At 36.5% G+C, this 25,278-nt stretch carries 18 protein-coding genes, 1 tRNA gene and 1 pseudogene; 9 read left to right on the plus strand and 11 right to left on the minus strand.

Annotated elements, in window-relative coordinates:
- The 5 genes and pseudogenes from GXW81_RS06040 to fahA all read left to right on the plus strand — a co-directional run.
- A pseudogene (locus GXW81_RS06040) lies at positions 1-1,216 on the plus strand (FISUMP domain-containing protein); the annotation flags it as partial.
- 50 nt (positions 1,217-1,266) lie between these two features.
- Positions 1,267-1,653 carry an HU family DNA-binding protein gene (locus GXW81_RS06045; protein ID WP_153936827.1) on the plus strand — a complete coding sequence of 129 codons (387 nt, stop codon included), beginning with the start codon at positions 1,267-1,269 and terminating at the stop codon, positions 1,651-1,653.
- 349 nt (positions 1,654-2,002) lie between these two features.
- Entirely contained in the window at positions 2,003-3,133 is a 1,131-nt protein-coding gene (gene hppD, locus GXW81_RS06050) for a 4-hydroxyphenylpyruvate dioxygenase (protein ID WP_161531604.1), read from the plus strand.
- Between the two features lie 61 nt (positions 3,134-3,194).
- Positions 3,195-3,665 (plus strand): hypothetical protein, encoded by a 471-nt coding sequence (locus GXW81_RS06055; protein WP_161531605.1) that lies wholly within the window; start codon positions 3,195-3,197, stop codon positions 3,663-3,665.
- Positions 3,666-3,668: 3 nt separating this feature from the next.
- Positions 3,669-4,919, plus strand: a complete 1,251-nt coding sequence (gene fahA, locus GXW81_RS06060) for a fumarylacetoacetase (RefSeq protein ID WP_161531606.1) — start codon at positions 3,669-3,671, stop codon at positions 4,917-4,919.
- Positions 4,920-4,977: 58 nt separating this feature from the next.
- Here the strand turns inward: fahA and fmt are convergent, their stop codons facing one another.
- From fmt to rpsO, 6 genes are all read right to left on the minus strand, one after another.
- Positions 4,978-5,928: a methionyl-tRNA formyltransferase gene (fmt, locus tag GXW81_RS06065; protein WP_161531607.1), complete on the minus strand. Its 951-nt coding sequence runs from the start codon at positions 5,926-5,928 to the stop codon at positions 4,978-4,980.
- Positions 5,925-7,829, minus strand: coding sequence for an ATP-dependent DNA helicase RecQ (locus tag GXW81_RS06070; RefSeq protein WP_161531608.1), 1,905 nt, complete (start codon positions 7,827-7,829; stop codon positions 5,925-5,927). The genes fmt and GXW81_RS06070 overlap by 4 nt, the downstream gene beginning before the upstream one ends.
- Before the next feature lie 115 nt (positions 7,830-7,944).
- Positions 7,945-8,871, minus strand: a complete 927-nt coding sequence (locus tag GXW81_RS06075; RefSeq protein WP_064969596.1) for a malate dehydrogenase — start codon at positions 8,869-8,871, stop codon at positions 7,945-7,947.
- A gap of 88 nt (positions 8,872-8,959) precedes the next feature.
- Positions 8,960-9,976 (minus strand): nucleoid-associated protein, encoded by a 1,017-nt coding sequence (locus GXW81_RS06080; protein ID WP_161531609.1) that lies wholly within the window; start codon positions 9,974-9,976, stop codon positions 8,960-8,962.
- Positions 9,977-10,110: 134 nt separating this feature from the next.
- Positions 10,111-12,246 carry a polyribonucleotide nucleotidyltransferase gene (locus GXW81_RS06085; protein WP_161531610.1) on the minus strand — a complete coding sequence of 712 codons (2,136 nt, stop codon included), beginning with the start codon at positions 12,244-12,246 and terminating at the stop codon, positions 10,111-10,113.
- Positions 12,247-12,457: 211 nt separating this feature from the next.
- Positions 12,458-12,727, minus strand: a complete 270-nt coding sequence (gene rpsO, locus GXW81_RS06090) for a 30S ribosomal protein S15 (RefSeq protein WP_004918697.1) — start codon at positions 12,725-12,727, stop codon at positions 12,458-12,460.
- Between the two features lie 177 nt (positions 12,728-12,904).
- Between rpsO and dnaE the strand changes: the two genes are divergently transcribed.
- Positions 12,905-17,557 carry a DNA polymerase III subunit alpha gene (dnaE, locus tag GXW81_RS06095; protein WP_161531611.1) on the plus strand — a complete coding sequence of 1,551 codons (4,653 nt, stop codon included), beginning with the start codon at positions 12,905-12,907 and terminating at the stop codon, positions 17,555-17,557.
- A 60-nt stretch (positions 17,558-17,617) separates the two neighbouring features.
- Here the strand turns inward: dnaE and GXW81_RS06100 are convergent, their stop codons facing one another.
- From GXW81_RS06100 to GXW81_RS06120, 5 genes are all read right to left on the minus strand, one after another.
- Positions 17,618-17,824 carry a hypothetical protein gene (locus GXW81_RS06100; protein ID WP_161531612.1) on the minus strand — a complete coding sequence of 69 codons (207 nt, stop codon included), beginning with the start codon at positions 17,822-17,824 and terminating at the stop codon, positions 17,618-17,620.
- 4 nt (positions 17,825-17,828) lie between these two features.
- Positions 17,829-18,437 carry a DUF3575 domain-containing protein gene (locus GXW81_RS06105; protein WP_161531613.1) on the minus strand — a complete coding sequence of 203 codons (609 nt, stop codon included), beginning with the start codon at positions 18,435-18,437 and terminating at the stop codon, positions 17,829-17,831.
- Positions 18,438-18,495: 58 nt separating this feature from the next.
- Positions 18,496-18,571 (minus strand) — tRNA-Phe (locus GXW81_RS06110).
- Between the two features lie 110 nt (positions 18,572-18,681).
- Entirely contained in the window at positions 18,682-20,511 is a 1,830-nt protein-coding gene (locus tag GXW81_RS06115; RefSeq protein WP_161531614.1) for a lysophospholipid acyltransferase family protein, read from the minus strand.
- Between the two features lie 24 nt (positions 20,512-20,535).
- The gene (locus tag GXW81_RS06120; RefSeq protein WP_107046066.1) at positions 20,536-21,774 is read right to left on the minus strand and encodes an aspartate kinase; all 1,239 of its coding nucleotides are present in this window, start codon (positions 21,772-21,774) and stop codon (positions 20,536-20,538) included.
- A 189-nt stretch (positions 21,775-21,963) separates the two neighbouring features.
- On the opposite strand from GXW81_RS06120, the gene fbp reads away from it, so the two are divergent.
- From fbp to GXW81_RS06135, 3 genes are read left to right on the plus strand one after another with little or no spacing between them, the layout of a single operon-like run.
- Entirely contained in the window at positions 21,964-22,980 is a 1,017-nt protein-coding gene (gene fbp / locus GXW81_RS06125) for a class 1 fructose-bisphosphatase (protein WP_064969495.1), read from the plus strand.
- Positions 22,980-23,987, plus strand: coding sequence for an o-succinylbenzoate synthase (locus tag GXW81_RS06130; protein ID WP_161531615.1), 1,008 nt, complete (start codon positions 22,980-22,982; stop codon positions 23,985-23,987). The genes fbp and GXW81_RS06130 overlap by 1 nt, the downstream gene beginning before the upstream one ends.
- Before the next feature lie 53 nt (positions 23,988-24,040).
- A complete protein-coding gene (locus GXW81_RS06135) occupies positions 24,041-25,252 on the plus strand; it encodes an HD domain-containing protein (RefSeq protein ID WP_161531616.1) in 1,212 nt (403 codons plus the stop codon).
- Positions 25,253-25,278 lie beyond the last annotated feature (26 nt).

The raw sequence follows: 25,278 nt of genomic DNA on the forward strand, positions 1-25,278 counted from the left end.
TTATGACGGAACCACACCAAAAACGGAAATCCAAGGCAAGATAAATAATGGAACGAATAAATTGGTGGTAAAAATACCTTATACTAACGGTAGTGGGTCTTATAACGAGGTAACCTCTCAAGCGGTAGCTACCACTGCAGGACAAGGTAATGATACCAATACGCTTACACTTAATATCCCAGCAGGAAATTTTGGCGTGAATGGAACTTTAGATGCCACTATAAGTGTAGGTGGCGATGGGGAGTATCTCGTAAAAATGTTACCTCCAGGGGAAGAGTACGAAATTGCCACCATACCTTACACACTAAACGGACAGCAGTATAGTGTAGTGCTTAAAGGTATTGGGGGTATCCCAGACCGTTGTTTTGGTAAAACAACATTTGATTGTGTAGGCTACGGAGAGAAGGTATTAGAACACCAGTTTATCTACATTCCTATCCAAGGTCCAGACGGCAGAACTTGGCTGAATAACAACCTTGGAGCAGAATACGCGAGGATAGGTTCTCCGTATTTTAATCCGTTGCGTCAAGCGGGAGCATTGGATTACAATACAGGGCAAGAATTATCTAATCCTACGGCTGACCAAATAAAGAGAGACTGGAGAGCGTACGGTTCCTTATTCCAGTGGCAGCGTAACCCTGATGGGCATGAACTTATTAATTGGGTTAGTGTTAATTATGGCATACCTAAATACCCAGCTATTCAGGGTTCGTTAGGTTATTCTTGGACAAATCCAGGGCATAATAAATTCATTCTTGGAACAAATCAAGATAAATCATGGACAAAGAGTATGAGAAGAGGCAGCTATATTCCAAATGATTTGTGGCTATCAACGGGAATATATACCACTAATCCTTGTCCTTCTGGATTCCATGTGCCAACACATCAAGAACAAATGGATCTGCACGATGCCATTGTGAATAAAAAAGTAAGAGAGGCAAGCTACTCTGGTTCGAAGATGTGGGAAGAATCCCAACTGCGCTTACCCGTAGGAGGATTCCGAGGGCTAGGTGATGGAGGAGTTGGATACGTGGCGCAACGCGGTTGGCTGTGGTCAAGTGATCTTACTGGCAAAACAGGGCAAGATTATTATGGTAGCACTGGATCTGTTGATATGTTAGCAAACACCATGAGTTGGGATAGCGCATCTAGCATTGCGGGCGGTCAATATGGTCACACTGCAAATGGCTTTAGTGTGCGTTGCATCAAAGATTAGCCAACTAAAATTCATGCATAAAAAATGTTTAACTTTTAAAAATAGTTATTATGCCTATTAAATACAATGTAATAGAAAGGGTAAACCCCTCTAAAAGAGATGAGAAAAAGTGGTATGCCAATGCCAAAGCAGATGGCGAAATTACCTTCAAAGCTTTAAGCAAAGAAATCGCCCAAGGCTCCACCACTGTAAGCGATACCGATGTGCTGGCGGTGCTTAATGACCTCACCAAGCTACTATCCAAACACTTGTCCGATGGCAAAATAGTAAGGTTGGGGGATTTTGGTTCTTTTCAAGTTGGTATTTCGTCTAACGGCGAAGACGAAGCCAATAAAGTTACCGCCGCTAGTATTAAGAGTGCTAAAATTCAGTTTCGCCCAGGGGAAGATTTACGCGGTATGCTCTTAACAGCAAAATACGAGAAGTATAGCAAATAGGAACGCCCCTGTTTTTAGATGGAGCGTCTGCCAACCAAAGGTTGGCAGACGCTATTTTTATAGAGATGCTAGCTTAGTATGGCTTTAAGCGGTCTTTGGAGGGGCGTTATGCAAAACCTAGTGAGGTCTTGCTAAAAACGGTGCGAGAAGTTTATAAAAACCTCGCACCGTTTTTAGTAAAATCGTGCGAGGTTTTTGGCAATCTTGTGCGAGGTTTTTTCAGAAGGTCTGCAAGGAAAAAAATACTTTGATGCATTTGGGATAAATAACGGCAGGTAAAATTTATCCCAAATAACCAAAAAATTGTATCTTGGCTCATTGAAATTAAAAATCTAAAAAGTAAAAAAATATGTCGGAACTAACATTTGCTGAAAAAATAGCGAAAGCACAAAATTTTTTACCCATCAATGGGACAGACTACATAGAACTTTATGTAGGTAATGCCAAACAAGCGGCTCACTTCTATAAAACAGCGTTTGGGTTTCAGTCCGTAGCTTATGCTGGACCAGAAACGGGCGTAAGAGATAGAGCTTCTTATGTCTTACAACAAGGAAAAATCAGGTTGGTTTTAACTTCTGGATTAAACTCTAACTCGCCTATCTGTGAACATCAAAAAAAACACGGCGATGGGGTTAAAGTATTGGCACTTTGGGTAGATGATGCCTACGCTGCATTTGAAGAAACCACCAAAAGAGGCGGTAAACCTTATCTGGAACCCGTTACACTTACCGATGAGTTCGGAGAAGTAAGAATGTCGGGCATCTACACTTATGGGGAAACGGTGCATATGTTCGTGGAAAGAAAAAACTACACAGGTCCATTTATGCCAGGATACGAAAAATGGGAAAGCGATTATAACCCTTCAGATGTAGGTTTACTTTATGTAGACCACTGTGTGGGAAATGTAGGTTGGAACAGAATGCTCCCAGTAGTTAAGTGGTACGAAGAGGTGCTAGGCTTTGTTAATATTCTTAGCTTTGATGACACGCAAATCAATACGGAGTATTCGGCGTTGATGTCTAAAGTAATGGCAAATGGTAATGGCTATGCTAAATTCCCAATTAACGAACCAGCCGAGGGTAAAAAGAAATCTCAAGTGGAAGAATATCTAGACTTCTACGAAGGCGAAGGGGTACAACATATTGCAGTCGCTACCAAAGATATTATAAAAACCGTTTCCGAACTTAAAGCTAGAGGGGTAGAGTTTCTATCAGCACCACCAAATGCCTATTACGAAATGGTGCCAGAGCGTGTGGGGCATATAGACGAAGACCTTAAAAAACTACAAGAACTAGGCATTTTAATAGACCATGATGAGGAAGGCTACCTTCTCCAAATATTTACTAAACCTGTGGAAGACCGCCCAACACTCTTCTTTGAGATTATTGAAAGACACGGAGCACAGAGCTTTGGAGCAGGTAATTTCAAAGCTCTTTTTGAAGCCTTAGAAAAAGAACAAGCGAGAAGAGGTAATCTCTAAAATAGACATCAATACAGTACACACTAATCTGTGTACTGTGTTTTTTAAAATGATATAAATAATGAAAAAAATAATTGCATTAGGCTTTGTTATTGCCTCTTTCGGTATTAAAGCACAGAATTTCGGTACACTCAACGCTATTTTAGACCGTTTAGAAGAAAGAAGAGGCTTTAACCAAGATTTAAGTGGAGTAAACCTAGACGGTAAAAAGTTTGTTTCCATAAAAGATTTTGAAGACAGAACAGAGCGAGAATTTATTGTGTTTACCAATGATAAAGTGAATTATATAGAACTATTAGATGCCAAGTCTGATAATAAAACCTCTTCCAAAGTGTATGATGGTGATTTTATTAGAAAGAAAAACATTGTTTCTATAAGAGCCGATAAATTAGAAGGAAAAAAGATACCTATTGCGGTTACTAAAACCCTGATGCTAAATAGAGAGAAAGAAATTCTCTACCTAATAGACATCAACACAAAACAACGCTGGATAGATGAACAGTCTATAACAAAACAACCTGTAAAAAAATAAACTATGAAATCATTTGTAAATTATAACGAACAGTCCGATTTTTCCATTTATAACATTCCGTTTGGGGTGGCGGTTTTCAATCACGAGTATATTGCTTGTGCTACTAGAATAGGCGATTTGGTAATAGACCTAGCCTCACTTTACGATTATGGCTACTTTGACGATATAGAAGGCTTAACCGAAAATGTTTTTGAAGGCTATACTCTAAACGATTTTATAGAGCTAGGCAAACCTGTAACTACCGTTGTTAGAGAAAGAATACAAGCATTACTTTTAGAAGGTTCTAAACTTTCTAAAGACGAAAAAGTGATAGAAGAATGCTTTTATGATTTAGACGAGGTGGAAATGCTAATGCCAGTGCATATCCCTAACTATACTGATTTTTACAGTAGTATAGAACACGCTACTAATGTCGGAAAGATGTTCCGTGACCCAGAAAATGCCCTTTTACCTAATTGGAAACATATTCCAGTAGGGTATCACGGCAGGGCTTCATCTATTGTAACTTCGGGAGTGGATTTTCATAGACCAAAAGGGCAAATGAAACCTGCGGACGCCAACCAACCAATATTTGGAGCATCTAAACAGTTAGATTTTGAGCTAGAGATGGCTTTTATAGTTAATAAGAATACAGAGATGGGCGAAAGTATTTCTACCAAAGATGCGGAGGACTCCATTTTCGGAATGGTACTGTTTAATGACTGGTCGGCTAGGGATATTCAGAGTTGGGAGTATGTGCCGCTAGGTCCGTTTTTAGGGAAAAACTTCTGTTCGTCCATATCGCCTTGGGTGGTTACGTTAGAGGCTTTAGAACCGTTTAGAACTACCTCTCCTAAGCAAGAACCAGAGGTGTTACCTTACCTAAAGTTTGAAGGCGATAAAAATTTTGATATTGCTTTAGAAGTTTACCTATCTCCTGAAAATGGAGCGGAGAACCTTATTTGCCAGTCTAATTTCAAGTATATGTATTGGAATATGGCTCAGCAGTTGGCACATCATACCGTTAATGGTTGTAATGTAGAGGTGGGAGATATGTATGCTTCGGGAACTATTTCGGGTAAAGAACCGAGTAGTTTTGGCTCTATGCTAGAACTTACTTGGAGAGGGCAAAATCCTTTAATACTTTCAGACGGTAGCGAAAGGAAATTTATAGAGGACGGCGATACCATCACGATGAGAGGTTTCGCCCAAAAAGAACATATTAGAGTAGGTTTTGGTGAAGTAAAAACCAAAGTGTTACCAGCTAAAATATAAAACTAAAGTGCCCTAAAAGAAAATTTTAGGGCAGTTTTTTATGCTTTGTATAGGTTTGTTAAACAAGTCGAATGTTATCAAAATCTCTAAAACCGTTGAGGAAATCTTTTACCGGCATTCTCTTTTTACCTTGTAGTTGTAGTTCTTCAGGGAAATAGATACCGTCTTTAGTATAGATTTTAAAACTATTTTTGGTTATTTCAATCTCTCCGGCTTGGTGAGAATGTTCAGATGGTTGAAAGTAACCTTTGTAAATTTTAAGCGATTTTTCTTCTTCTCCAATTTTGATGTTGGTAAAAGCAGTAGGGTAGGGAGATAGACCTCGTACAAAGTTATGCAGATTCACTCCTGTGTCGTTCCAATTGATTCTGGTGTCTTCTTTAAAGATTTTGAAAGCATTTTTAGGTTCGGCTACAATGGGTTGAGGTTGCTCTGTAATACTATTAGCAGATAAGCCGTCTAGGGTTTCTACAATGAGTTCGCCACCTATGGTCATAAGTCTGTCGTGTAGGCTTCCTGCGTCTTCATCAGGAGCAATACTTAGTTCTTTTTGCAGGAGAATGTTACCCTCATCTATTTTTTCGTTGATGAAAAAAGTAGTAACACCTGTGGTGGTTTCTCCATTGATAATAGCGAAATTGATAGGAGCTGCACCTCTGTAATCAGGCAATAATGAAGCGTGAAGGTTAAAAGTACCCAAACGAGGAATTTCAAACAAAACTTTCGGCATCATACGGAACGCCACCACTACGAAAACATCGGCTTCTAGTTGCTTCATTGCTTCTAGAAAATCAGGATTTCTAAGTTTTTCTGGCTGATAGATGGGCAGACCTTGCTCTAGTGCATATTCTTTAACAGGCGAAGCTGTTATTTTTTGACCTCTTCCGCTGGCTTTATCGGCTACTGTAACTACACCTACTACTTGATGTTGAGAGTGATGTATGGCTTCTAAGCTGTGTTTAGCAAAATCTGGCGTTCCGAAGAATACTACTTTTAAAGGTTTTGTCATGAGTTTATTGTATAAGTTTTATAGTTAAGCATTTTAATTTTATCGGTGTCTAGCAGAAGAATCACTTGTTCTAATAGCTTTTCTCTCGATAGATGAGGTATCTGTGCCGAGAGATCTTCTAAAGTACAAGGTTTTACTGCTAAAACTTTAAGTATAGGGTTATGGGCGGAAGACAGCGAGGTTTTACGGGACAAACAAACTGAACATTGTCCACAATTTTGAGCCTTTTTCTCTCCGAAATAAGACAATATCATTTTCATTTTGCAATACTTTTCGGATTGAATGAAAAACTTCATTTCTTCCCATTTCTGAACTTTGTTTTTTTGTATTTCCAGAAAAAGGTGCCACCATTTACCACCAAAACTTGCATTATCTCTAGGAATAAGAAATTTAATACTAGCTAAAGCTCCATCTATATAGTTAATGTAGCCTTTATTGGCAAGTTCTAGGAGGCGTTGTTTTAGCTCGGTAGGGTTGGTGTTGATTTTATGAGCTAAATGCTCTTCTCTAAAGCTAACTTTATGATGCGAAAATCCAGATAGATGTCTTAACAGTACTTCTATAAAATAGGCGTCTTGTGGAGCTAGGCTTTCAAAGTCCTCTACTTCTATATTTAACTCTATGCTAGATTTAGATTTGAGGTTGTTATAATAGATAATTTCCTGATTATGCAGAAAACTCAAAATATTTTTAAGAGAGGCTAAAGGTGTTTTGGTAACCCGTTGCCATTGTCTAATGTCAAATTGAAAAGCCTGTTCAGGAAGTTCAAAATCAGCTATCTGAAATAAAGAATAGAGGTAAGATATAGCCTTTTTAAAACTCTCTTTGTTGGGGATTTGTTGTTTAAGGGTTTCGTCAGAATTAGAAAGTTCATACTTGTTCCATAACAAATAAGCGAAGGCAGGCTCGCCATCTCTACCTCCTCTCCCAATTTCTTGGTAATAGTTTTCTACCGAACTAGGCGGAGAGAGGTGTATCACATATCGTACATCATCTTTGTCTATGCCCATACCAAAAGCGTTGGTAGCCACTAGAACTCCATTGTTAGAATGTAACCACTGATTCTGTTTTTGGTGTTTTTCTTTAAGAGGCAGTCCAGCGTGGTAAAAATCAATATTAGGAATTCCATTATGTTGCAGGAACTCGGTAAGTTGTTGGGTTTCCTTTCTCGTAGAGGCGTATATAATTCCCGAATAAGGGTGGTTTTTCACCAAGTTTAAAATTCTAGAATACTTATCGGAACATTCTTCTGTGTGTATTTTAATATTCGTCCGTTCAAAACTCTTTTGGAAAATTTGTGGTGTTTTCAGATTGAGTTTAGATTTAATATCCTCCAATACCTTCGGAGTAGCCGTAGCCGTAAGAGCTAAAACGGGCAAATCTTTCAGTCGGTCTTTTCTAAATTTATAGATGTTTTGGTAGCTTGGGCGAAAGTCTTGTCCCCACTCGGAGATACAATGGGCTTCGTCCACCGCTAAAAAAGACACTTTAATTTCTTCTATTTTTTGAAGAAAAAGACTGTTGGTAAGCCTTTCGGGAGATACAAATAGTATTTTGGTAGTTCCTTCAATACAAAGTGAATAGATTTGCTCTGCTTGAACTTCGTCTAACTCTGAACTCAAATATTCGGCTTCTATCCCTTTATTTTTTAGTTGATATACTTGGTCTTTCATTAGAGCCAAAAGTGGAGAAACCACAATGCAAGTACCTTCTAAAACTAATGCAGGGAGCTGATAACACAAAGATTTTCCGCCTCCTGTAGGCAAGAGAGCAAAAGTATCCTGCCCCATAATGATAGAGCTGATAATTTCTTCCTGTGGTTCTCTAAACTCTTGATAGCCCCAAAAATGGGCAAGTGTATCATAGAGTAGTTTAGTGATATGTTCGGGTAGGAGAGGCATTGTGTAATCTATTCTGCCTCAAAATTACGCTAAAATACCTACTCATACAAAAAATATAAGGATTGAAATTACTAGAACTTCAATCCTTATATCAAGAAAATTTATATTATGGAATTTAGAATTTTAAATCACCATTGATTTCTCTTACTGCATTAGCCGCAGTAGCGAATTTTTCTTTTTCAGCGTCTGTTAAAGATATTTCTACGATTTTTTCAACCCCATTTTTACCAATAATTACAGGTACACCTAGGCAGATGTCATTTTGTCCGTATTCTCCGTTAAGCATTACAGAACACGGAATCATTTTTTTCTGGTCGCAAGCGATAGCTTGAACAATAGTAGATACTGCCGCTCCTGGTGCATACCAAGCAGAAGTTCCTAATAATTTAGTAAGGGTAGCCCCACCTACTTTAGTTTCTTCTACTACATAGTTTTGTTTTTCTTCGTTTAAGAATTCAGAAACAGATACTCCGTTTCTTGTCGCTTTACTTATTAGAGGAAGCATACCTGTGTCAGAGTGAGCTGCGATAACCATACCGTCTACATCAGAGATAGGGCATTCTAGGGCTTCTGCTAATCTGTATTTGAATCTAGCACTATCTAAAGCACCACCCATACCGATGATTCTCTCTTTAGGAAGACCAGAAGTTTTGTGAACAAGGTAAGCCATAGTATCCATAGGGTTAGATACTACGATAATAATTACATTAGGAGAGTGCTTAATTAAGTTTTCTGTAACTTCTTTAACAATACCAGCATTGATGCCGATAAGCTCCTCTCTCGTCATACCTGGTTTTCTAGGAATACCAGAAGTGATTACAGCCACTTGAGACCCTGCTGTTTTAGAATAATCAGAAGTAGAGCCTGTAATTTTAGTATCAAAACCATTAAGTGATGCGGTCTGCATCAAATCCATTGCTTTACCCTCTGCAAAACCTTCTTTGATGTCCACTAATACAACTTCTGAACAGAAGTTTTTCATTGCGATATACTCAGCACAGCTAGCTCCTACAGCTCCTGCTCCTACTACGGTAACTTTCATAATATTTTTATTTTTGATTTATAAATTGTTCTTTTTGATGTTTCCAAATTTACAACTATTAGTTTTTATAGCCAAAAAATAAAGAGGCTTATTGTTCTTCCTCAAAGTAAAGGCGGTAGAATTTTCCTTTTTCATCTTGCCCTGTTTCTATCATTTTACGGTCGCCGTGTACATAGATATGGAAGTTTTTATCCAGCTTTATCACACTTTTAAAGTGTCTTTGCTGTTTCTTTACAGCAGTAGGATTGATAGGGAAAGCTTCGGAAATAGACATTTGGGTGTCTTGCTCATAGTCGGTTTTAAAGTTGATGAAACTCTCCACAATGTTTTCGTCTTGCAACACTTCTTGACTAAATTCTTCAAAATCAAATTGCTCCTTTTCTTTAAAGAAATTGATGGATTTGTTAAGGAAATCGGCTTGGTCTGCTTTAGTTACTTCAAACTCTTGAGGCAGTTGTTTGGTAATGTAATCTTTGTAGACGGAAAGCGTTTCTTGCGTGTGAAAATAGTCGTCTTCTCTTTGTCTTACCTTTAAAAAATCTTCAAACCAATAGTACAAATCTCCATTTTTGTTGTTATCCACTACAGAAACTACATAGCCTAATTCTTTATTATTGTTGTAGATAATGGCTCCTTTGTCTAGTTTAGAAAGTCCGATACCGTAGTCTTTTTCAATGAGGTAGTCATCGTCTTCGTTAGCATTTATTTTAAGGAAAGGCTCTTTTCTTTCTGTTTTAAAAATCCCTATGGAATCTATTTTTCCTGCATCTGTTTCTTCGCCTTCAAAATAAACAATAAAGAGTTCACCATTTTGCACACGAGGGTTTTCAGTAATTTCGTAGAGGTGTTTTGCTATATTTTCGGATTCCCACTGAAATTTTGCAGGGTCTTCAAAAATTTCCGAAATAGAACTGTATATAGGGTTGTTAGAAAGATAAGTATCACTATAAAACTGAAATTGCTCTTCGGATTTAAAAGCCTTTAAAAAAAACTCTTCTAATTGTTCTTTCATATCATCTTCTAGCTCCAAACACTGCGAAGATAAAAACAGATTTTCCTGATTGATTTTATTTCCTACTTTATGAACAATAATTTTTGAAAACATTCGCTCTAATTTTTAATGCAAATATACACTTATAGAATTAGAGTTTCTTAATTTATGCTACTAAAATACTCGTAGATTAGCCTTTTTAAAACGAAAAACGGCTGCCTAAGGCAACCGTTTATTTAGATGTATTTTTATTTAGATTTCTCTTCTCTTGGAGGTTTAGGAAGAAGTACTTTTCTAGAAAGTTTCATTTTCTTACGGTCATCGTATCCCATAAATTTCACTTCTACCACATCTCCTTCTTTGTAAGGTACTTTGTCGGTTCTCTTCCAATCAATCTCCGAAATGTGTAAAAGTCCCTCTGTACCTTTAGCTAGCTGAACGAAAGCACCAAAGTCCATCACTTTTACTACTTTACCCTGGTAAACTTCTCCAACTATTGGAATGAAAGTGATTTCGTTGATTTGAGCGATAGCTGCATTTATCTTTTCTCTATCAGTTCCAGATATTTCTATGTAGCCTATTTCACCCTTTTCCTCTATGGTAATTACAGTGCCTGTTTCTTTTTGCATTTGCTGGATTACCTTACCACCAGGTCCTATTACAGCACCAATGAAGTCTTTAGGGATTTCCATCATTACCATCTTAGGTGCGTGAGGCTTAACATCTGCTCTAGGTTCAGAAATTGTTTTAAGCATTTCCCCAAGAATGTGAAGTCTTCCGTTTTTAGCCTGCATTAGAGCCTGTTCCATAATATCCATTGTAAGCCCTTGGATTTTAATGTCCATTTGACAAGCTGTGATACCGTTTTCTGTACCAGTTACTTTAAAGTCCATATCTCCTAGATGGTCTTCGTCGCCCAAGATGTCAGATAGTACCGTCCATTTTCCAGACTCTTTATCGGTAATAAGCCCCATAGCGATACCAGAAACAGGTTTTCTCATCGGGATACCTGCGTCCATAAGAGCCAGTGTACCAGCACATACTGTAGCCATAGAAGATGAACCATTAGATTCTAAAATGTCCGAAACAATACGAATAGTATATGGTGTTTCTTCTGGAATCATCACTTTTAAAGCTCTTTGAGCTAAGTTACCGTGTCCAACTTCTCTTCTAGAAGTACCTCTAAGTGGTCTAGCTTCCCCTGTTGAGAATGGAGGGAAGTTATAGTGTAGATAAAATCTTTCGTCGTGTTGAGTGATAACGCTGTCAATTCTGTTAGCGTCCATAAGAGAACCTAAAGTAACCGTAGTAAGCGATTGAGTTTCGCCTCTAGTAAATACGGAAGAACCGTGTGCGGCAGGAAGGTAATCTACTTCACTCCAAATAGGACGAATTTGTTGATTATTTCTTCCGTCTAAACGGATGTTTTCGTTCAAGATAAGTTGGCGTACGGCTTCTTTTTGTACATCGTGGAAGTAAACTTTAGCTAAAGCACCTTTTTCTTCTAATTCTTCTTCTGTATATTGTGCTAAAAATTCCTCTACTACTGCTGAAAATTTGTCTCCTCTCTCTTCTTTTGCACTAGGGTTTTTAGCGATGTCGTAATACTTTTGATAAGCATAATCCCAGATTTGTTTTTTTAATTCTTCATCGTGGGTTTCGTGGCAATATTCTCTTTTTGGGAATGCTTTACCCACTTTTTGAGCCAATCTTTCTTGAGCTTCTACTTGTGTTTTAATTTCTTGATGAGCAAAAGTAATAGCTTCTAGCATTTCCTGCTCGGTAATTTCGTCCATCTCACCTTCTACCATTACGATAGAGTCTTTAGTAGCTCCTACCATAATATCTAGTTCTACGCCACTTTGTAGGGTTTCCCAGCTAGGATTGATGCTAAGAATACCGTCTTTTTTGATGACTCTAACTTCTGAAAATGGTCCGTTGAAAGGAATATCTGTAATCGCAATAGCGGCTGATGCAGCAAGACCAGCTAATGAGTCTGGCATTACTTTTTCGTCGTAAGAGATAAGCGAAATCATTACTTGAACTTCCGCATGGAAATCGCTAGGGAATAATGGTCTGATAACTCTGTCCACTAGACGCATTGTGAGGACTTCATCATCAGAAGGTTTTGCTTCTCTTCTGAAAAAGTTACCAGGGATTCTTCCTGCAGCTCCAAATTTTTCTCTATAATCTACAGTAAGAGGCAAGAAATCTATGCCAGGATTAGCTTCCTTAGCGGCTACTACTGTTGCTAGTAGCATAGTGCCTCCCATTTTTACAACTACAGCTCCATCAGCTTGTTTAGCTAATTTACCTGTTTCAATAGTGATTTCTCTGCCGTCTTTCAGCAGAATGGTTTCGGTGATTGCTTGTGGTGCATTCATAAAAATTAAAATGTTAATGTATTGGAGCGTTATCTCCAATGTTTATCTGCGTTACTTCTTTAGGCAGATATGGTTAATATTCTTTTAACTGTCTTGTTTGCAAAGTTAATACTTTTTTTACAGACTAATATTACAAGTTCTTAGAACTTTAGTTATACTAAAAACAAAAGCAACTCAAATAAGAGTTGCTTCTGATGTCTTTTTGGACTGATTATTTTCTTAATCCTAGTTCAGCAATAATTGCTCTATATCTTTCGATATCTTTGTTTTTAAGATAATCTAATAATCTCTTTCTTTTACCTACCATCTTAACAAGTGATTTTTCAGTAGCGAAGTCTTTGTGATTAGACTTTAAGTGCTGAGATAGGTGGTTAATTCTGTAAGTGAAAAGAGCGATTTGCCCTTCTGCACTACCTGTGTCCTGTGCAGATTTTCCGTGCTTTGCGAAGATTTCTGCCTTTTTTTCTTTAGTTAAATACATTCCAATATTATTTAATGATTATTATGTATGAGATTGCAAATTTAGTATTTTTTTTTGTATCCCACAACAAGTATTTGCAGTAGTGTCTTTTTAGTTTTTAAAATACCTTTTAGACCTATTTCTGTACTCTATTTTTATTTTATTTTCTCTATTTTTACGCTCTAAAATCAAAGGTGTATGTATCTTATTTTTGACACGGAAACTACGGGATTACCAAAGAATTTTAATGCTCCATTATCAGATTCGGATAACTGGCCGAGAATGGTGCAGATTGCTTGGCAGTTGCACGATGAAGAGGGTAATTTAGTGGAAAATCAAGATTATATCATCAAACCCGAAGGGTATGATATTCCGTTCAATGCCACTAGGATACACGGGATTTCTACTAAAATGGCTCACGAGCAGGGGCGAGATTTGGTGGAAGTTTTAGAAGAATTTAAAGAGGTTCTTAAAAAAACAAAGATAGTCGCTGGACACAATATTGAGTTTGATTATAATATTGTGGGGGCGGAATTTTATAGAAAGTCCATAGAGAATGTGTTAGAAAAAATTCCATCTGCCGATACTATGGCACTTGGGACAGACTACTGTCAGCTTGGAGGAGGTAGGAACGGGAAGTATAAACCGCCTAAATTGGAAGAGCTTTACGAAAAACTCTATGGTGAAAAATTTGATGAAGCTCACAATGCTGCTGCCGATGTAAATGCTACGGCACAAGTCTTTTTTGAAATGATGCGTGTTGGGATTATTCCTGCGGAAACGCTTAAAATTTCGGAAGAGCAACTTAAGGTTTATCAAGAAAACCACCCGAGTCCTATTCGTCCGTTTGCGATTGTTATCAGGAGGCAAGTAGAGGACTTTAATAAAAAGAAAAAAAGAACCGATTTTGGCGATATTAGTGAGATTGAACTCGGTGATTATTTCAATTTCCATAATCATAGTATCTTTTCATCTTTGCAATCTACCACTTCTATAGGAGATTTGATTGCTAAGGCTAAAAGTAATCAGTTCCCTGCTGTTGGTATGGTAGATTTAGGCAATATGATGGGTGCTTTCAAATTTGTTTCTGATGTAGAAAAATACAATTCTGGCGTTAAAAAAGCCCGTCAAGAATATTTAACTAATAAACAAAAAGCGGAAGAAGAGGGTGCAGATTTCAATGAAAATGCTCCAGATTCTAAAGAGCTTATGGCTGTATTGGGCTGCGAATTCTATATTTCTGACCGCCCAGAGCAAAAACAGTTTACCAAAGACGACCCCGATAGAAGAACTAATGTTGTGCTTCTCGCTAAAAACTTCAATGGTTATAAAAACTTAGCGAAGTTGTCCAGTTTAGGATATGTTAATGGTTTTTATTTTGGTGTGCCTAGGGTGTCTAGGGAGATGGTGGCACAGTACAAAGAAGATGTTATTGCGGTAACATCGGGTATTTATGGAGATATTCCAGATGCTATTTTGAATTTTGGTGAGCAAAAAGGAGAAGAGCGATTTAAGTGGTGGAAAGAAACTTTTGGTGCTGATTTTTATGTCCAGCTTCAAAATCACGGTTTGCAAGAAGAGGAGCATTTGAATGAGGTTTTGCTAGATTTTGCAGATAGATACGATGTGAAAATTTTAGCCCAAAATGAAACTTTTTATACTGATAAATCTGATGCTAATATTCAAGATATTGTAAGTTGTATCAAAGATGGCGAAAAGCTATCTACGCCAATAGGAAAAGGCTTTGGTAAGAGGAAAGGATTAAGGTCGCAAGAGTTTTATATCAAAGATGCGGAGGAACTCAAGCAGTGCTTTAGGCAGTATCCAGACGCTTTTGAGGCTTATACAGAATTGTTATCAAAATTTGAACCTTATACTCTAAAGAGAGATGTCTTATTGCCTAAGTTTGATATTCCAAAGGAGTTTCAATCTGAGGAAGATTTGAAAGACGGTGGTAAAAGGGGAGAAAATGCCTATCTGCGACATCTTACCTATGAAGGTGCTAAGAAGCGTTATGAAGAAATTACTGATGACATAAGAGAAAGGTTAGATTTTGAGCTAGAAATTATTGCTAATACAGGCTACCCTGGGTATTTCTTGATTGTTCAAGATTTTTGTAACGAAGCGAGAAAGATGGGGGTATGGGTAGGTCCTGGTAGAGGTTCGGCGGCAGGTTCGGCGGTGGCTTATTGTATTGGGATTACCAATGTAGACCCTATAAAATACGACCTCCTTTTTGAGCGTTTTCTAAACCCTGAAAGAATTTCAATGCCCGATATTGATATTGATTTTGATGATGAAGGAAGGGATAGAATCATTAAATGGGTTATTGATAAATACGGTAAATCTAATGTAGCACAGATTATTACCTACTCTGTTTTGGGTGGAAAGTCGGCGATTAAAGATGCGGGTAGGGTGCTAGATGTTCCTATTCCAGAAACTAATAATATTGCGAAACTTGTGCCTTCTGTACCAGGAATGAACATTGCTAAGGCTTTATCTAAATACGATAAACTTAAAGATGAAGATAAAGTTTTGGTTGATGAGATGAAGGCGGTTTTAGACAATCCTAACGACCAGCGTTTCCCTGTGTTGGATTCGGCGAAAAAAATGGAAGGTTGTATTAGAAATACGGGAATCCACGCCTGTGGGGTGATTATTACACCTGAAGATATTTCTAATTTGGTACCTATCTCGATAGCGGCTAAAGATGCTGATATTTTGGTCTCTCAGTTTGATAACTCGGTGGCAGAAAGTGCGGGGCTTTTAAAAATGGACTTTTTAGGGCTGAGAACTTTAACTATCATTAAAGATGCTCTTAAACTCGTAAAAGAAAGGCATGGTATAGACATCAATCCAGATGAAATTTCTTTAGATGATGCTAAGACTTATCAACTTTTTAAAGAGGGAAGAACCATAGGGATTTTTCAATATGAAAGTCCTGGTATGCAGAAATATATGAGGGAATTAAAGCCTACCGTTTTTGCGGATTTAATTGCGATGAATGCTTTGTATCGTCCAGGTCCTATTAAGTATATTCCTAATTTCATCAATCGTAAACACGGTGTTGAAGAAATTATTTATGACCTTCCAGAGACCGAAGAATACCTTAAAGAAACTTATGGGATTACCGTTTATCAGGAGCAGGTAATGCTTTTGTCTCAAAAATTGGCAAACTTTACTAAAGGTGAAGCAGATACTTTGAGAAAGGCTATGGGGAAAAAGCAGATAGATGTTCTTAATAAGATGTATCCTAAATTTATAGAAGGTGGTAAAAAGAATAATCTAGACGAAGAAAAACTCAATAAAATTTGGAACGACTGGAAGGCATTTGCTGAATATGCATTTAACAAATCTCATTCTACTTGTTATGCACTTATTGCTTATCAAACGGCGTTTCTAAAAGCAAATTATCCAGCCGAGTATATGGCTAGCGTAATGAGTAATAACATTAACAACACGGCACAAATCACGATGTTTATGGAAGATTGTAGAGCTATGGGTGTAGATGTTTTAGGGCCAGATGTTAATGAAAGTCAGTATAAATTTTCGGTGAATGATAAAGGACAGATAAGGTTTGGTTTAGGAGCAATAAAGGGTATTGGTGAAGGTCCTAGTGAAGCGATTAGCCAAGAAAGGGCAAAAGGGAAATTTAAAAATATTTATGACTTCTTTGAAAGAGTAACACCATCACAAGTGAATAAAAGAGTGGTAGAGAGTTTAGTAATGGCAGGAGCGTTTGATGAGGTAGATATCTATCATAGAGCACAATATTTTGATATTGATAACTCAGGCAAGACTAATATAGAAAAGCTCATTAGATACGGACAAAGTTTCCAAGAAAGTAAAAATGAGGTAGAAAACTCTCTTTTTGCGGATTTCGCAGAGGAAATACAAATAGAACAGCCTAAAATAGCACCTGCTATGGAGTGGCAGAATATGCATAAACTTAATAAAGAGAAAGAAATTATTGGGTTCTACTTATCAGCTCACCCTTTAGATGAGTATAAATATCAGTTTCGCTTTATACAAGGTGAGTTGAGTAAAAAAGAGGTTTTATCTCAAAAAGATGAAATCTTAGAAAAATTGCAATCTATCCCGAAAGAATCGGTTTTAATAGAAGATACGGAGGATGAACCAGATTTAGCGGTAGACTTAGATTTAGTAGAGGGTGAAGATGGTGAAATAATGGAGGAGGAAGTTAAGAATGTAGAACCTAAAGGCAGTTTTAATTTTTTAAATTTAGATGAAGTAGAAGCCTTTAAAGATAGTATAGCGAGTAGCATCAATCCTAATTTATTCTCTGAAAAAGAGGCGTGGAAAGAGTTAAGGAAAATTAATGATGCGGCTAAAGAATATACTGTAGCAGGGCTAATTACCGAATATACCATAAGAGATGGTAAAAATAGTGGCGAAAAAATTGCATTTTTAACTCTGGAAGATTACAGTGGGTCGTATGGTTTCCGTTTAGGCGATAGAGATTATATGCGTCTTAGAGAAAAATTAGCTTTACAAAGGTTTGTAATTATTAAGATAAAAATGGTAATTTCCAAAGACGGTAGGGTTTTTGTGAATATAAATGAAGTGATAGACCTTAAAGATGCCTTTGAAAAATATGCAAAATCACTATCCATTGTGGCGGATATTACTGATATTAGAAGAGCGGATATTGAATTCTTCCAAAACGATTTACTCTCTCATCAGGGAGAGCATAAGTTAAGTTTTTATCTTAAAAATCCTAACGATGAAACGGAGCTAGAGTTATCATCAATACAGAAGAAAATCAATATAAATGCAGAGCTTTTGTATAAGATTCAGCAGTATAATAAGTATCAGATATTTCTTAACTAGAAGATTGGAATTAAAATAGTAATAGGGAAGCTAATGCTTCCCTATTTTTTATATCAAATTCTAATCAAAATTGTGGTGAGTGTCGTCGTTTTTATTTTTGTTCCAAATCCAAAGACCTATGGTAATGCCTATTGCTCCAGCTACTCCGTTCATTAAAGCTCTTTCTAGTTGGTCTGGAGCATCAGAGTTGCCTATGTAGTTCATTAAAAATACAACAATAAATGTAATAATAACGATGAGGTAAAATTTAGGGTTTTTAAAATCCATATTTTTATCTTAATTTGTATGAAATCATAATACCACCTCTATAAGGAATCCACTCTCCACTTTTATTCCAATAGTCTGGATGGCTTTCGTATCTTTTAAAGAAATGTGGTGGTTCCTCTGTTGGTTCGTAGCCGTGATAAAAACCTTGTGAAGTTCCTCCACCTAAGAAAAAGTCTATATTCCATTTGTCTTTCCATTGATACTGATATCCAACTACAGCACCTATCATATAATTAAATCCTCTTTGGTATTTTTTTGTGTCAAGGTAATTCCATTTGGTCATATCAAAAACTCCGCCTCCAACATTTGCTCCAACATACCAGCCATTAAATGCTTCCTTAAAATAATATCTACCCTCCAAATGTCCCATGTAAATTTGCATATGATTGCCAAATGCAGATTTCCAAGGTGAAATAAGGATATCTCCTTGTATGGTGTACTTTGGGGCTAATTGATACTCTAGTCCTCCATTGATGATGGATAGCGGTAGAGTGAGAACATTTCCTTTAATATATAAAGATTTAGGCTTTGTTGTGTTTGTCTCTTCTTGGGTAGACTGTGCTGATGTTAGAGTTGTTAAACCTAAAAAAAGTATAATGGCTATATTTTTCATAATGCAAATATATAATAAATAATAAAACAAAAACCACTCTCAAACGGAGTGGTTTTTATGGTGGTGCCTCCAGGAATCGAACCAGGGACACAAGGATTTTCAGTCCTTTGCTCTACCAACTGAGCTAAGGCACCATAACTGCTTTTATCAGTTGTTTTTTAGTGGTGCAAAGATATATATATTATCAATACAAAACAAGTCTATTTTAAAGTTTTTATAAGTTTTGTGGTTAATATTTTGATAATCAGTTTTGTTTTTTTTGCTCTTCGGAGCTTAGTTGTTCGCTCATTTCTTCCAATACAGGTTTAATGGTGCTTTCAGGAAGGTCGCTGATGCGAATATACATCAATCCATCAATAGCATCATTAAAGTTTGGGTCTACATTAAAGGAGATAACCTTAGCATTTTGCTTAATGTATTTCTTTATCAATACAGGTAATCTCATTTCTGGCTCCAAATCATCAATGAGTTTGTCTAGCTTTCCTAAATCTGAGTCTATGCCATCAAAAAATAGATTTTTATCTCTTTCTTTTAGTTTAATTTTAAACTCATTTCTTGGGTGTATGTATTGGGCAACAGCGGAATCATAGTAATGAGAGCGCATAAAGTCTATCATAAGCGATTTAGAAAACTCCGAAAATTTGTTGCTGATACTTACGCCACCCATTAGAAATTTGTGATCAGGGTTTCTTAAACAAACATGTACGATGCCTTTCCAAAGAAGAAATAGAGGGAAAGGTTTCTGCTGATATTCCATAGAGATATAAGCTCTTCCCATTTCTATTACTTTTCGGAAGAATGGTTGTAGCTCTTGGTCAAACTCGAAAAGAGAGCTGGTATAAAAACCTTTAATGCCGTGTTTTTTCATCACCTCTTTTCCTAGAGCCATCCTGTAAGCACCTGCGAGTTTTTGTGCTTCTTTATCCCATAAGAAAAGATGATGATAATGCTTATCGTATTCATCTAAATCGAAAGGAAGGTTGCTGCCTTCTCCTACTGCACGGAAGGTAAGTTCTCTTTGTCTACCTATTTCTCTCATAATGGAAGGTATCTCTTGATAAGAACTGAAAAAGACTTCATAGTTTCCGCTATCAAAGAGCATTTTTCCTTCACTTTTTAGCGTTTCTATCTCCTTAATTAGATCTTCCTGAGGCGTTTCGTCTATGATATTTTGAACGATATTTTCCGACTTGTTCGGGATTTTTAAATTGAGATTTGGGAGCTTCATTAAATCTGCCAGCGATTGCCTTTTGTCATAATAAGTTTTCATAAGGCAAATTTTCTTTTGTAACAGATGTTCCATTTCCTCCACAGAGTCACAGTCTTCTATGGTTTTTACAGAAACAGGTTTCCCAATTCTTACTCTAATAGGCTTTTCTCTTTTGTTCATCATTTCAGATGGAAGCATTAGAGTTTGCAAATCAGGGTGTATTTTAGACATTGCGTAAAAAAGCTTACTATTTTTAGCATGAAAATACATTGGGACTATTGGGACTTTAGCCTTTTTCATAAGCTTAAGAGCTGGTTTTTCCCATTCTTTATCCATGATTTGAGCAAAAGAGTTATTTTTGTTAGATACCTCTCCCGCAGGGAATATACCTACACAACCACCTTCTTCTAGATGTTTTAAGGTAGCTTTCATTCCTTGTAAACTACTACGGACTTCTTTTCTGCCTTCAAAAGGGTTTACAGGGATTACAAAAGGTTTCATAGGTTCAATTTTCTCTAAGAGAAAATTGCCCATAATTTTAAAATCAGGACGAATTTCGGTCAAGATTTTGCACATTAGTATGCCGTCTATTGCCCCTAGAGGGTGATTAGCAACTAATATGAAAGGTCCTGTTTTAGGTATTTTTTGTAAATCTTCCTCAAAGACGATGTACTTTAAATTTCTTTCCTTAACAAAAGCTTTAAAGAAGTCTTTGCCCTCAGTATGTTTTATTTTGTCATAGAGAGCATTAACTTGATTAATCCTCGTCAAACGCATAATTATAGAAGCGATAGGAGATTTTAAAAATCCTACTTTATCTAAACCAGCAGCTTTTATTAAATCCTTTTTAGAAATGAGACTCATTAGTTATTGTTTTTTTTCTGAATTCTAAAGAATCACAATTTGAACGGTATTTTTAGAAATCTGTTCCAGTAAAATATTTTTACCTTCGTAAAGTCGGTCAAGTTTATCCATATCAGCATTTCTTATAGTAAATAAGGATACATTTTTAGAAACTTCTGTTTTAAAATTAGCTTGTAGAGCTTCATTAAGTTCGTCTAGTTTTCCAAATTTATCCTCTAAACAAAGAGCTAATGATATAGCAGAATTTTGCATCAATGACACTTTTATTTTTAATTGAGATAAAAGGTTGAAAATAAAACTAATATGGTCTTCTGCGATGAAAGAAAAATCTCGTGTAGATATTTTAATTAAGTTTTGATTTTCCTTAAGGATAAAACTTTCTTCTCTTTGATTTTCTTCTGAAATGCCTACTTTAGTACCTGCTTTTTGTGGTTCTACAAAAGATTTTACAAAGAACGGAATGTTCTTTTGCTTTAAAGGTTGCAAAGTTTTTGGGTGGATTACAGATGCTCCATAATATGCCATTTCTATGGCTTCTTCATAGGAAATGTTAGAAAGCAATTTAACATCTTTAAACTTTCTAGGGTCTCCCGTCATAACACCTGGTACATCTTTCCAAATGGTCATTGCGTTAGCATTAAGGCAATAAGCGAAAATCGCAGCGGAATAATCGGAGCCTTCACGCCCTAGCGTTACAGTGAAATTGTTGGCATCAGAACCAATGAACCCTTGTGTTACATAGCATTTCTCTTTATTAAGTTGAGAGATGTTGGCTTCGGTTTCTGTCCAATCTACTACACCTTCGCGGTAAGTATCGTTAGTTTTAATGAAATCTCTAGCGTCAATCCATTCATTACTAAAGTTTCTAGAATTGAGGTATTCGCTAAGGATTTTAGAAGAAATCATTTCCCCGCAGCTCACCACTTGGTCATACACAAAATTGTAGTTAGGCGATTTGTTTCTTCTTAAAAAAGCTTGTACATCATCAAAAAATAGTGAAATTTCATCAAAAACAGGGTGGTTTTTATCAAAAAGTCCAGAGGCTATTTCTATATGTGATGTTTTTATTTTCTGAATTTCTTCATTATAATTTCCTTTCTGGAAGTAAACTTCTACAACTTTCTCCAAAGCATTAGTGGTTTTACCCATAGCAGAAACTACGAGTAGGCACTCTTTAAAGCCTTGGCTCTCTAGTACAAATGCTACATTTTTAACACTCTCGGAGTCTTTTACTGAGGCTCCCCCAAACTTAAATATTTTCATACAATGTGTTATTAAAAGCTAAATGATTTTTAGAGTTAAGGTCTTCCGACAGACCAAAACAATTTTCAAAAGTATTAAAATCAGTTGAAAAAAGAAATACAAAAATTTAATTTGGATAAAAAAGTTTTCTTAGTTGTGAAAATTCGAGTAAAATTCCGAAATTTGTGGCTCTAACTAATAGATCTAAAGATGTCACAACAACCATTACAAACATTAGGCGAGTTTATAATTGATAAACAAGATGATTTTCAGTATTCTACGGGGGAGCTTTCTAGGCTTTTAAGTGCTATAAGGTTGGCCTCTAAAGTAGTGAACAGAGAAGTGAATAAAGCTGGGATTGCGGATATCATCGGTAAGGCAGGGAATACCAATATACAAGGAGAAGACCAGCAGAAATTAGATGTCTTGGCTAATGATATTTTCATCAATGCACTTTCTCAGAGAGAAGTGGTGTGTGGTATCGCTTCGGAAGAAAGTGATGATTTTATAGAAATAAAATCAGGTGAGAATGGGCATTTGAGTAAATATGTGGTGTTGATAGACCCTTTAGATGGGTCGTCTAACATAGATGTTAATGTATCGGTAGGGACGATTTTCTCTATTTATAGAAGAGTTACAGAGCCAGGTACTCCTGTACAGCTAGAGGATTTCTTGCAAAAAGGGGTTAATCAAGTGGCAGCAGGTTATGTGGTGTATGGTTCTTCTACAATGATTGTTTACACCACAGGAAACGGAGTGAATGGCTTTACATTAGACCCAAGTTTAGGTACTTATTATCTCTCTCACCCTAATATGCAGTTTCCTAAAAAAGGAAAAATATACTCCATAAATGAGGGTAATTATATTAAATTTCCGCAAGGGGTTAAAGACTATTTAAAATACTGCCAAATGGAAGAAGGAGACCGCCCTTATACTTCTCGTTATATAGGCTCTTTGGTTTCGGATTTTCATAGAAATATGATTAAAGGTGGAATTTACATTTATCCGTCTTACTCACAGGCTCCTAACGGAAAATTAAGACTTCTATATGAATGTAATCCTATGGCATTTTTAGCAGAACAAGCAGGAGGTAGAGCGTCTAATGGTTTTCAAAGAATTTTGGAGATAGAGCCTACAGAACTGCATCAAAGAGTGCCATTTTTCTGTGGAAGCGAAGAAATGGTAAAAAAAGCAGAAGAGTTTATGTCTCAAGCTAAAGATGCTTAATGACAGCTAGTTATAATAAATATATACTCAATTTCAAAACACCCAGTGGTACTTCGCGGGGTGTTTTGACTACTAAAGAGACCTATTTTCTAGAGATTACAGATGGTGTAAATAAAGGGTTAGGAGAGTGTGGTTTGTTTAGAGGGTTGAGTTATGATGATGTTCCTGATTATGAGGAAAAACTGAGTTGGTTGTGTGAAAATATACATTTAGCTCCTGATGTTTTGAGAGAGCATCTTCGTCATTATCCGTCTATATGGATAGGTTATGAGCAAGCAATGCTAAATTTGTCTCAGGACAAAGATATTTACTTTCCAACCGACTTTATAGAAGGTAAAGATTTTATTAAAATCAATGGATTGATATGGATGGGCTCGGTAGAGTTCATGCAAAAACAGATAGAAGATAAACTCTCTCAAGGTTTTGATTGTATTAAATTAAAAATAGGAGTTGATTGGGCTTCCGAGAGGCAAATTATTTCCGAATTAAGACAGATTTATCCTAAAAATCAATTAGAAATAAGAGTAGATGCCAATGGTGCTTTTACAATGGAAGAAGCGAAAACGGTATTACACCAACTTGCTGATTTGGAAATTCATTCCATTGAACAACCTATAAAGGCAGGGCAGTTAGAAGAAATGGCAAAGCTGTGTCAGGATACACCTACGCCCATAGCTCTAGACGAAGAGTTGATAGGTGTGGTGCAGGTAGAAGAGAAACAAAAATTATTAGAAAAAATAAAACCTCAATACATTATTTTGAAACCTTCTCTAGTAGGCGGTTTCTCTGGGACTGATGAATGGATAAATTTAGCGGAAACTTTAGGTATAGGCTGGTGGATAACTTCTGCTTTAGAGAGTAATATCGGTCTTAATGCTATTGCCCAATACACTTATACTAAACAAAGTAAAATGCCTCAAGGTTTAGGGACTGGAGGGTTATTTACCAATAATCTAGAACCCCCTATTATTCTTAATGGAGATAGGTTAGGGTTTGCTAAGTTTTAGTTTATTGTCAATTAAGAAATTAGCTCTAAATTTGCTGAAATTTTTAAAAGAGAATGAGTAAAATCAATAAACTCAAAATCATAAACGACCCAGTGCATGGGTTTATCAAAATACCTTACGAAATACTATTTGATGTTATAGAACATCCTTATTTTCAGCGTTTGAGGAGGATTTCGCAAACTGGACTTCTTAATCTTGTTTTTCCGGGAGCGACACACACGAGATTTCATCATGCATTGGGAGCGATGCATTTGATGTTTTTAGCCTTGGAAACGCTTAAGCTTAAAGGTGTGAAGATAAGTAAAGAAGAGGAACAGTCGGCAATGTTGGCTATTTTGTTACACGATGTTGGGCACGGACCGTTCTCCCACGCGTTAGAATCGGTTCTTATGGAGGATTGGCATCATGAAAAACTGTCATTGCTGATTATGAGCCGATTGAATGATGAATTTTTAGGAGCTTTATCGGTAGCGATAGAGATGTTTCAGGGGAATTATCATCGTAAGTTTTTTAATCAGTTGGTTTCGTCTCAATTAGATGTAGATAGGTTAGATTACTTGAAAAGGGATAGCTTTTTTACAGGGGTTTCAGAAGGTAATATCAATGCTCAACGCCTGATTTCAATGATGAATGTGGCAGATGATGAGTTGGTAATAGATGCTAAAGGAATTTATTCCGTAGAAAACTATCTCACAGCAAGGATGCTGATGTATTGGCAGGTGTATTACCATAAAACAGCGTCTTTGGCAGAATTTATGTTGGTTAAAATATTGAAAAGAGCCAAATTTTTAATTTCTCAAGGAGTTAATTTGGAGGCCTCAGAAAACCTAAAATATTTCCTTTATAAGAAAGATTTTAGTTCTATGTCGGAGGAAGACTTGAGCAGATTTATAAATCTAGATGATACTGATGTATTACAGGCAATAAAGCTTTGGCAAAATGAGGGAGATTTGGTTCTTTCTTATTATTGTAAGGCAATTATAACGCGACAGTTTCCTCAAACTATTTGGTCTTCAGAAGGGTTTTCTCAAGATTTTATAGATGATAAAGTAGAGACTGTTAATAAGCGAATGAATATAGATTTCGGAGTAGATTTTGTTGATGAAATTTCCCGATATTTGTTACCCTATGATAGCGAAAAACAGCCTATCTATTTGTTAGAGAAAAATGGCGGTAAAGTACCTTTAGATGAATCAGAACTATCAGTTTTATCCACGAGTCTTAAGCGTCCTACACAGAAATATATTTTAGCATTTCCTAGGTAAATATGGCTATGATGACTAGGTTTGAT

Origin of the sequence: Riemerella anatipestifer, assembly GCF_009932355.1 — a bacterium.
In the GTDB taxonomy this organism is placed as follows: Bacteria; Bacteroidota; Bacteroidia; order Flavobacteriales; family Weeksellaceae; genus Riemerella; species Riemerella anatipestifer_E.

Bases quoted from the DNA above. Each gene is read 5' to 3' on its own strand.
- GXW81_RS06135 (WP_161531616.1), top strand. From the start codon at position 24,041: ATGAGTAAAATCAATAAACTCAAAATCATAAACGACCCAGTGCATGGG.
- GXW81_RS06115 (WP_161531614.1), bottom strand. From the start codon at position 20,511: ATGAGTCTCATTTCTAAAAAGGATTTAATAAAAGCTGCTGGTTTAGAT.
- GXW81_RS06070 (WP_161531608.1), bottom strand. From the start codon at position 7,829: ATGCCTCTCCTACCCGAACATATCACTAAACTACTCTATGATACACTT.
- dnaE (WP_161531611.1), top strand. From the start codon at position 12,905: ATGTATCTTATTTTTGACACGGAAACTACGGGATTACCAAAGAATTTT.
- GXW81_RS06120 (WP_107046066.1), bottom strand. From the start codon at position 21,774: ATGAAAATATTTAAGTTTGGGGGAGCCTCAGTAAAAGACTCCGAGAGT.
- GXW81_RS06085 (WP_161531610.1), bottom strand. From the start codon at position 12,246: ATGAATGCACCACAAGCAATCACCGAAACCATTCTGCTGAAAGACGGC.
- fahA (WP_161531606.1), top strand. From the start codon at position 3,669: ATGAAATCATTTGTAAATTATAACGAACAGTCCGATTTTTCCATTTAT.
- GXW81_RS06100 (WP_161531612.1), bottom strand. From the start codon at position 17,824: ATGGATTTTAAAAACCCTAAATTTTACCTCATCGTTATTATTACATTT.
- GXW81_RS06055 (WP_161531605.1), top strand. From the start codon at position 3,195: ATGAAAAAAATAATTGCATTAGGCTTTGTTATTGCCTCTTTCGGTATT.
- fmt (WP_161531607.1), bottom strand. From the start codon at position 5,928: ATGACAAAACCTTTAAAAGTAGTATTCTTCGGAACGCCAGATTTTGCT.
- hppD (WP_161531604.1), top strand. From the start codon at position 2,003: ATGTCGGAACTAACATTTGCTGAAAAAATAGCGAAAGCACAAAATTTT.
- GXW81_RS06130 (WP_161531615.1), top strand. From the start codon at position 22,980: ATGACAGCTAGTTATAATAAATATATACTCAATTTCAAAACACCCAGT.
- GXW81_RS06045 (WP_153936827.1), top strand. From the start codon at position 1,267: ATGCCTATTAAATACAATGTAATAGAAAGGGTAAACCCCTCTAAAAGA.
- GXW81_RS06075 (WP_064969596.1), bottom strand. From the start codon at position 8,871: ATGAAAGTTACCGTAGTAGGAGCAGGAGCTGTAGGAGCTAGCTGTGCT.
- fbp (WP_064969495.1), top strand. From the start codon at position 21,964: ATGTCACAACAACCATTACAAACATTAGGCGAGTTTATAATTGATAAA.
- GXW81_RS06105 (WP_161531613.1), bottom strand. From the start codon at position 18,437: ATGAAAAATATAGCCATTATACTTTTTTTAGGTTTAACAACTCTAACA.
- rpsO (WP_004918697.1), bottom strand. From the start codon at position 12,727: ATGTATTTAACTAAAGAAAAAAAGGCAGAAATCTTCGCAAAGCACGGA.
- GXW81_RS06080 (WP_161531609.1), bottom strand. From the start codon at position 9,976: ATGTTTTCAAAAATTATTGTTCATAAAGTAGGAAATAAAATCAATCAG.